Here is an 8360-nt window from a genome sequence, read left to right as displayed (position 1 = left end):
GGCGGGCGGTCCGGCGTTGGCCCGGTTGCGTCGGGCCAGCGGGCGGCCGGCCCGGGAGTTCAGCCGGGCGGTGCGGGCCTGGGAGTACGGCGGGCATGCCGGGCTGGCGGTCCTGGAGGAGTCGTGGCGGCCACCGGCGGCGGGGTTGGCCCGGGCCCGGGCGCGCCTCGGCGCCGGTTGGGCCGGTGACGAGCTGCCGGAGCCGCAGGTGTGGCGTAACCGGTGGACGTTCCCGGACCGCCGGGCGCAGCTGCGGTACGGCCAGGACGGACGCTGGTACCCGTACCGGGAGGCCGCCGACGGTGAGTGGTGGCCGGCCGGGGTGCCCCGGAACGATCCCGTCGAGGCGCTGGCCGACCTGCTCGGCGGCTGATCACCCCGAGGATCCTCGTATCCCCGCGTGCGGTGTCACCGGGCGGGACCGGCCAGCGCGGCCCGGACCGGTCCGGCCTTGGCGGCGGCCTCGGCGACCTCGGCGGTGGGGTCGCTGCCCCAGGTGATTCCGCCGCCGGCCCAGACGTGCACCCGCTCCGCGTCCACGGCCGCGGTCCGGATCGTCAGGCCCAGATCCAGCCGGTCGGGGCCGATCCAGCCGAGTCCGCCCATGCTGGCGCCCCGGCCGACCGGCTCCAGGGCGGCGATCTGGGTCAGCGCGGCGAGCTTCGGCGCCCCGGTGACCGAGCCGCCGGGGCAGACCGCCCGGAGCACGTCGGCCAGGCCCCGTCCGTCGGCGAGCGTCGCGGAGACCGTCGACTCGGCCTGCCACAGGTCCGACCAGCGGCGGATCGCGTAGAGCTCGTCGACCCGGACCGAGCCGGTCCGGGCGATCCGGGCGAGATCGTTGCGCTCCAGGTCGACGATCATCACGTGTTCGGCCCGTTCCTTGGCGGATTCGAGCAGTTCCCGGCGACCCTGACCGGTCGCCGGCCGGGTGCCCTTGATCGGCCGGGTGAACACCCGGCCGCCGGCGACCTCGACCAGGGTCTCCGGGGAGGCGCATCCGATCGCCCAGCCGGCGCCGGTGAGCACCCCGCCGTAGCGGGCTCCGGGCAGCCGGGCCAGCCGGGCCAACCCGGGCAGCGGGTTTCCGGTGTACCGGGCGGCACCGTGCCCGACGACGTTGACCTGGTAGATGTCCCCCCGGCCGATGGCCTGCCGGGCCAGTTCGACGGCGGCGGCGTGCTGCTGTGGTGACCAGCTCTCCTGCCACGGCTCCAGCCGCCAGCCGTCCGTACCGGGCCGGGGCATGGTGGTGCCCTCGCCGGGCCGACCGTGCCGGTAGACCACCGCCACCAGATCGGGGACGTCGGGCGCCGGGCTCGCCGGTCCGGTCGGCATCGCGACCATCCGGGCGCCGGCCGCGGCGGAGACGAACAGTGCCGCGCCGCAGACCGTGCCGGCCCGGGAGTGGGACGGATGGTCGGCGGGCCGGGACAGGTCGCGTACCGGCAGGCCGTGTCCGGCGAGGAAGTCTTCGAGCAGCGTGCCGGGGTCGTCCGCGGGTCCGGCCCAGTACTGCAACCGGTCGTGTTCGACGAGCCCGGGTAGGCAGGTGGTCGGCGCTCCCGGCGGTCTGACTGGGAGCGCTTCCACGACGGACGGTTCGATCTGCCTCATCCGAAGAGTGGATTCTTTCCGGTGCAGACGGATACCCGCTCGTCATCACCGGGGGTGACGGGGTACCGTCCGTCACTGGTCATGTGAACCATGCCACAGCACCCCATAGTCCGGAGAAACCCGATGTGCCAGCACCGACCGACCTGTCCCTCCGCTGAAGCGACCGACCGTGAGGCCGCCCGCGTGATCGCCTGCTTCCGTGAACAGGGATGGAGCCTGCTCTGCAATGGCGTCATCCTGTTCGAGGACACCGGCGAACTGTTGCCCGACGGCAGCACGATAGCCCCGCACCGTGGCCCGGCCCGGCACGCCCTGGTTGGCTGACCGGTCGCTCAGTGTCACCGGCCGCTGCCGCGAACAGCGGCCGGTGACGCGTCGTCGGGCTCAGTTCTCGAACGCCTCCGGCGGCGGGCAGGCACACACCAGGTTGCGGTCGCCGTACGCGTCGTCGATCCGACGCACCGGTGGCCAGTATTTCCCTATCCGGTCGATCCCGCCCGGATACGCCGCCACCGAGCGCGGGTACGGGTGCGGCCACTCGTCGCCGCTGACCAGAGCGGCGGTGTGCGGCGCGTTCGCCAGCGGGTTGTCGCCCTTCGGCCAGTCCCCCGCCCCGACCCGGTCGATCTCGGCCCGGATCGCGATCATCGCCTCGCAGAACCGGTCGAGTTCGGCGAGGTCCTCGCTCTCGGTCGGCTCCACCATCAGGGTGCCGGCGACCGGGAACGACATCGTCGGGGCGTGGAACCCGTAGTCGATCAGGCGCTTGGCGACGTCGTTCACGCTCACGCCGGTGGTCCGGGTCAGGCCGCGCAGGTCGAGGATGCACTCGTGGGCGACCAGGCCCTTGTTGCCGGCGTACAGCACCGGGTAGTGCCCGCGTAGCCGGGTCGCGACGTAGTTGGCCGCCAGCACGGCCACCCCGGTCGCCCGGGTGAGCCCGTCCGGGCCCATCAGCCGCAGGTAGGCCCACGGGATCGGCAGGATGCCGGCGGAGCCGTACCGGGCCGCCGAGACCGCCGGCCGTACCGGGCCGTCGGTGCCCAACGGGTCGCCAGGCAGGTACGGCGCCAGGTGCGCCCGTACCGCGACCGGCCCGACCCCGGGGCCGCCGCCGCCGTGCGGGATGCAGAACGTCTTGTGCAGGTTCAGGTGCGACACGTCGGCGCCGAACCGGCCGGGCTTGGCGAACCCGAGCAGCGCGTTGAGGTTGGCGCCGTCGACGTAGACCTGGCCGCCGGCGTCGTGCACCTTGGCGCAGAGCGCCGCGATGCCGCCCTCGTACACGCCGTGGGTGGACGGATAGGTGACCATGATCGCCGCGAGGCTGTCCCGGTGCGCCTCGATCTTGCGGTCGAGGTCGGCCAGGTCGACGTCACCGTCGCCGTCGCAGCCGACCACCACCACCCGCATCCCGGCCATCACCGCGCTGGCGGCGTTGGTGCCGTGCGCCGACGACGGGATCAGGCAGACGTCCCGGTGTGCCTCGCCGCGTTCGCGGTGGTAGGCGCGGATGGCCAGCAGGCCGGCGAGTTCGCCCTGGGAGCCGGCGTTGGGTTGGACGCTGACCGCGTCGTACCCGGTGACCTCGGCCAGCCAGCGTTCCAGCGAGGCGACGAGTTCGGCGTAGCCGGCGGTCTGCGCGGCGGGGGCGAACGGATGGATGTCGGCGAACTCGGCCCAGCTGACCGGCTCCATCTCGGTGGTGGCGTTCAGCTTCATCGTGCACGAGCCGAGCGGGATCATGCCCCGGTCCAGGGCGTAGTCGAGGTCCGACAGCCGGCGCAGGTACCGCAGCATGGCGGTCTCGGAGTGGTGCGACCGGAAGACCGGATGGCTCAGGAAGTCGCTGGTGCGGGCCAGTGTCGCCGGCAGCGCGGCGGGCACCTCGACCTCGGCCGGAGCCCGGTCCGACCCGCCGCCCGGGGTGCTTCCGGCCAGCCGGGCGAAGACGTCCGCCAGCGTTTCCAGGTGCGCCGGGGTGGTCGTCTCGTCGCAGGAGATCCCGACGTGGTCGGCGTCGACCAGCCGCAGGTTGATGCCCCGCTCGGCGGCGTCGGCCAGTACCCGTGCGGCCTGGCCGGGCACCCGGACCAGCAGGGTGTCGAAGTACGCCCGGTGCACGACGGAGATCTGCGGGCTGGCCAGGTCGCGGAGCAGCCGGTCCAGGGTCGCGGCCCGGCGGTGTACCCGCTGGGCGATCGCCCGCAGCCCCGCCGGACCGTGGTAGACCGCGTACATTCCGGCCATCACGGCGAGCAGGACCTGGGCGGTGCAGATGTTGCTGGTCGCCCGCTCCCGGCGGATGTGCTGTTCCCGGGTCTGCAGCGCCAGCCGGTAGGCCGGATCACCGGCCGCGTCCCGGGACACCCCGACCAGCCGGCCCGGCAGCATCCGCTCCAGACCGGCCCGGACCGCCAGGTAGCCGGCGTGCGGCCCGCCGAAGCCCATCGGTACGCCGAACCGCTGGGTGGTGCCGGCGGCGATGTCGACACCGATCTCGCCCGGCGGCCGGAGCAGGGTCAGCGCGAGCAGGTCGGCGGCGACGGTGACCAGCGCCCCGGCGGCGTGCGCGGCCTCGACCAGGGCGCTGTGGTCGCGGACCACCCCGGAGGCGCCCGGGTACTGCAGATGCAGTCCGAAGAACTCCGCCGGCAGCGGCCCGGTGTCGAGGTCGACGACCCGGATCTCGATTCCGAGCGGTTCGGCCCGGGTGGCGAGTACCGCGATGGTCTGCGGCAGGGTGTCGGCGTCGACGACGTACACCGGGCTGGAACTCTTGCCGGCCCGGCGGGCCAGCGTCATCGCCTCGGCCGCGGCGGTGCCCTCGTCGAGCATCGAGGCGTTCGCGGTGGCCAGCCCGGTCAGGTCGGTGACCATGGTCTGGAAGTTGAGCAGCGCCTCGAGCCGGCCCTGGCTGATCTCCGGCTGGTACGGCGTGTACGCGGTGTACCAGGCCGGGTTCTCCAACACGTTGCGGCGGATCACCGCCGGAGTGTGGGTGCCGTGGTACCCCAGCCCGATCATGGAGACGGCGACGGTGTTCCGGCCGGCGAGGGCCCGCAGTTCGGCGATCACCTCGTCCTCGGTGGCCGCCGGCGGCAGGTCGAGGGTGCCGGTCCAGCGGATCGCCTCGGGGATCGCCGCGTCCATCAGGTCGGCGATCGAGTCGTACCCGACGGTCTCCAGCATCCGCTGTTCGGCCTCGGCATCGGGGCCGATGTGCCGGTCGGAGAACTGCCCGATGTCGCGGGCGGGAAACTGCGGTGTGGTCATGGAGGCACTCCCGGGCGAGGTCGACGCGGCAACCTCCCCCTCTGTCACGCTCCGCAACGTCGCGCAGCGCTCCACAGTCGCCTACCCACGGGCTCCTTTTGCCTGAGAGGTTCCGGGGAGGATTTGCCCCTTCGGCGCCGCCTGCGGACGTTGCCTGGCGGTCTCTCGCTCGCGAGTGTTGTCGGCGTTGGCAACGGTACCAGCGATCGGGTTTCGTCCGAATTTCGGCCGGGGCCGGGATGGATCATCGCCTGATTCCGGCTCACATTTTCCGGACACCGCGTCCGAAATCCGCCCTGATCCCCACCGGCGACCCTCCGCTGCGTCGGCGGCCGCACACCGGCCCGGGACGCTGCCGCCGACGAGCCGGTCCCGCCTAGTGGCCGGCGGGCGCGGTGCCGGAGACGGTGACGGTGACCCGGCCCTCGGCCAGCCGGTAGAACATCCCGACGACGTCGCACCGGCCGGCGGCCACCGCGTCGGCCAGTTCGGTGCCCGCGGACGTGATCGTGTCGATGGTGTGCTGGATGTGGACGCCGGCGACACCCGCGTCGTCGGTGATCCGGCGGGCGTGCGCGTCGGAGATGCTGGGCCTGACCCGGTCGACGATGGTACCCAGGTCACGGCCGGGCAGCCGGGTGCCGCTCATCGCCGCGTGGGTGGCCTGGATCGCGCCGCACGAGTCGTGGCCGAGGACGACGACCAGCGGCGCACCCAGCACCACCACGCCGTACTCGATGCTGGAGTTCACCTCGGGGCCGACAATGTGCCCCGCGGTCCGGACCACGAACAGGTCACCCAGGCCCCGGTCGAAGATGATCTCGGCGGCGAGGCGGGAGTCGGAACAGCCGAACACGACGGCGAACGGTCGTTGCGCGGCGGCCACCACCGACCGGTGCTCGGCATCCTGGTGCGGATGGATCCGGGTACCGGTGACGAACCTCTCGTTCCCGGCCAGAAGCTCGTCGAGCGCCTCGGCGGGCCCGGCCGGTCGGTGTTCCAGGTATGCCATGACGTCCCTCTCCACGGTGCCAACCCGGCTGGCGGGCAAGGTCGACGCCTTCGGCGACCTGATACGTAATGATCAGATACCACGGTTCGCCGCCGCCGGTCAGGCAAAACCACCCCGACCGTGAGCGACGGAACACCGGAACCACACGGTGCCGCCCCGCACCGCGTTCCGGGACACACCGCCCAGGCTACGGTGCCGGTCGGGTTCCCGGTCCGGAGCGACACGGCCGGAACGGATCAATAGGGTGGCAGCGTGACCTACGTTGCCGCGGACGACCGCTACGACTCGATGACCTACCGCCGGGCCGGCCGCAGCGGCCTCCGGCTGCCCGCGATCTCGCTCGGACTCTGGCACAACTTCGGCGAGGAACGTCCGTGGCAGCAGCAGCGGCAGATCTGCCGCCGGGCGTTCGACCTCGGGGTGACGCACTTCGACCTGGCCAACAACTACGGACCGCCGCCCGGGTCTGCCGAGCGGAACTTCGGCCAGGTGCTGGCCGCCGACTTCGCGCCCCACCGCGACGAGATGATCATCTCGACCAAGGCCGGCTACCACATGTGGCCCGGCCCGTACGGCGAGTGGGGATCCCGGAAATATCTCGTCTCGTCGCTGGACCAGTCGCTACGCCGGATGGGACTCGACTACGTCGACATCTTCTACCACCACCGGCCCGACCCCGACACCCCGCTGGAGGAGACGATGGCGGCCCTCGACGCCGTCGTCCGCGCCGGCAAGGCGCTGTACGTCGGCCTCTCCAACTACGACTCGGCCCAGACCGAACGGGCCGCCGCCATCCTGGCCGAGCTCGGCACGCCACTGCTGATCCACCAGCCGTCGTACTCGATGATCAACCGGTGGATCGAGCGGGACGGGCTGCTGGACACCCTCGAGGAGGCCGGTGCCGGCTGCATCGCGTACAGCCCGCTGGCCCAGGGCCTGCTGACCGACCGCTACCTCGACGGGATCCCGGCCGACTCCCGGGTCCGGACCAGCGTCTTCCTCAACGAGAACGACCTCGACGAGACGACCATGACGACGGTCCGCGCACTGAACGGAATCGCCACCCGGCGGGGACAGTCGCTGGCCCAACTGGCCCTGGCCTGGGCCCTGCGGGACAGCCGGATGACCAGCCTGATCATCGGCGCGAGCAGTGTCGGCCAACTGGAGACGAACGTGGCGACGCTGGACAACCTCGACCTCACCGACGCCGAACTCGCCGAGATCGAGAGCCACCTGCCGCGCGACTGACCGCCGCCGCCGGCGGCGCCCGCTCGGCGTGAACGACCGGTTGGGCAACTGGCCGACCGCGATGTCGTCATCCGCACTGGGCCCGGTTCGGTGAGATCCGTCGAACCGGGCCCGCTGCGGTGGCGACGGCGCGGCCGCGGCCCGGAGCTAGCGCTGGGCCTCCGGACGGGGCGACAACGCCGGCCGGACCGGCCCCTGCGGGCCGGCGACCCCCGCGCCGGCCTCGCGGGCGATCCGGTCCATGGTCCGGGCCAGATGCTCGCTACCGTCGTCCAGATGCCGGGCCGCCGCCTGCATGTGCGAGATCATCATCTCGCCGAAGATCTTCAACGCCTCCCGGGTCGCGACCGTGTCGTCGAAGTTCGCCCCGGCCGACGCCCGGTAGTCCTGCACCGCCTTCTCCGCCTCGTTGCGGGCATCCTCGGCGGCCGCCCGCAGATAGTTCTCGTACTGCACCCTGGCGTACTCGGCGACCCGACGGGCATAGTCGTGCGCCTGGGCGATGATCTGTTCCGCCTCCCGCTGCGCCGCCGACAGCAGGTTGACCTCCTTCGCCCCCGGCAACTGCGGCCGGCTGCTGGCACTCGGCAACACGCCGTGCCGATGCAGCTCCACATGGTCGTTCAGCCGCTGGTTCTCCGCCCGCAGGTCGGCGACCTGCGTCGCCAGCAGGTCGAACTCGTCGGCCACCTGATGACGGAACCGGTCCACGTCCCGGTCGTCGTAACCCCGACGGGTGAACGCGGACGTCGCGAACTCCCACCGCCGGACCCGGTCGGCGGTGAGCCGGACCCGTTGCCCCGAACCGGTCACCGCCGTGGCGCGGTTGTACTCGCTGATCGGGCTGGCGTTCACTGCGTACCTCCATCTGCCGCCCTCTGCTCCTGCACGTCACCGACCCGCCGTCCGGGCGCGTACCACTGCCCGCCCAACGCCTCGTAGTGCAGCTGTCCGGTGTGGTAACCGGCCTGGGTCAGCCCGCTCACCGCGCTCGACACCATCAGGTCCGAACCGCAGACGAAGACGTGCCGGCCGCGCCAGTCGCCGTCGGCGAGAGCACGGTCCACCACAGAGAAGAACTCCCCGGGACGCGACGGGTCGGCATTGACCACGTACGTCACCCGCAACCATGGGCACGACGCCACCAACTTCTCGATCGCGTCGACGTCGTAGAACTCGGTCCGCGACCGGGCACCGACGTACACGT

The 8360-nt window shown here is 72.3% G+C and carries 6 protein-coding genes, 2 pseudogenes and 1 riboswitch; of the genes and pseudogenes, 3 read left to right on the top strand and 5 right to left on the bottom strand.

The genetic code is table 11. The annotated features are described in order from the left end of the window. Positions 1–373, top strand: a pseudogene (locus I0C86_RS32660) (SWIM zinc finger family protein); the annotation flags it as partial. A 35-nt stretch (positions 374–408) separates the two neighbouring features. Here I0C86_RS32660 and I0C86_RS32655 read toward each other — a convergent pair. Next, on the bottom strand, positions 409–1644 hold the full coding sequence (locus I0C86_RS32655; RefSeq protein ID WP_407676377.1) for a chorismate-binding protein: 1236 nt from the start codon (positions 1642–1644) through the stop codon (positions 409–411). 96 nt (positions 1645–1740) lie between these two features. Between I0C86_RS32655 and I0C86_RS32650 the strand changes: the two genes are divergently transcribed. After that, positions 1741–1941: a DUF5999 family protein gene (locus I0C86_RS32650; protein WP_192769774.1), complete on the top strand. Its 201-nt coding sequence runs from the start codon at positions 1741–1743 to the stop codon at positions 1939–1941. 60 nt (positions 1942–2001) lie between these two features. Here I0C86_RS32650 and gcvP read toward each other — a convergent pair whose 3' ends face one another. Both gcvP and I0C86_RS32640 read right to left on the bottom strand, forming a co-directional pair. Further along, positions 2002–4893: an aminomethyl-transferring glycine dehydrogenase gene (gcvP, locus tag I0C86_RS32645; RefSeq protein WP_196205155.1), complete on the bottom strand. Its 2892-nt coding sequence runs from the start codon at positions 4891–4893 to the stop codon at positions 2002–2004. 80 nt (positions 4894–4973) lie between these two features. Beyond that, positions 4974–5073, bottom strand: a riboswitch (glycine riboswitch). A gap of 196 nt (positions 5074–5269) precedes the next feature. Further along, positions 5270–5905: a carbonic anhydrase gene (locus I0C86_RS32640; protein ID WP_196205154.1), complete on the bottom strand. Its 636-nt coding sequence runs from the start codon at positions 5903–5905 to the stop codon at positions 5270–5272. A gap of 252 nt (positions 5906–6157) precedes the next feature. On the opposite strand from I0C86_RS32640, the gene mgrA reads away from it, so the two are divergent. Beyond that, the gene (mgrA, locus tag I0C86_RS32635; protein WP_196205153.1) at positions 6158–7153 is read left to right on the top strand and encodes an L-glyceraldehyde 3-phosphate reductase; all 996 of its coding nucleotides are present in this window, start codon (positions 6158–6160) and stop codon (positions 7151–7153) included. Between the two features lie 147 nt (positions 7154–7300). On the opposite strand, the gene I0C86_RS32630 is transcribed toward mgrA, so the two are convergent. Together I0C86_RS32630 and I0C86_RS32625 are read right to left on the bottom strand one after the other, a co-directional pair. Further along, positions 7301–8008 carry a DivIVA domain-containing protein gene (locus I0C86_RS32630; RefSeq protein WP_230395172.1) on the bottom strand — a complete coding sequence of 236 codons (708 nt, stop codon included), beginning with the start codon at positions 8006–8008 and terminating at the stop codon, positions 7301–7303. Beyond that, positions 8005–8360, bottom strand: a pseudogene (locus I0C86_RS32625) (globin domain-containing protein); the annotation flags it as partial. The gene I0C86_RS32630 and the pseudogene I0C86_RS32625, both read right to left, overlap by 4 nt.

This window comes from Plantactinospora alkalitolerans (assembly GCF_015690345.1).
In the GTDB taxonomy this organism is placed as follows: Bacteria; Actinomycetota; Actinomycetes; order Mycobacteriales; family Micromonosporaceae; genus Plantactinospora; species Plantactinospora alkalitolerans.
The sequence above is the reverse complement of the archived record's forward strand: the minus strand, read 5'-3'. Positions and strand labels throughout refer to the sequence as shown.

What these genes read in the sequence shown, in the direction of transcription:
- I0C86_RS32650 (WP_192769774.1), top strand. Translation starts at nt 1,741, where the DNA reads ATGTGCCAGCACCGACCGACCTGTCCCTCCGCTGAAGCGACCGACCGT.
- gcvP (WP_196205155.1), bottom strand. Translation starts at nt 4,893, where the DNA reads ATGACCACACCGCAGTTTCCCGCCCGCGACATCGGGCAGTTCTCCGAC.
- I0C86_RS32640 (WP_196205154.1), bottom strand. Translation starts at nt 5,905, where the DNA reads ATGGCATACCTGGAACACCGACCGGCCGGGCCCGCCGAGGCGCTCGAC.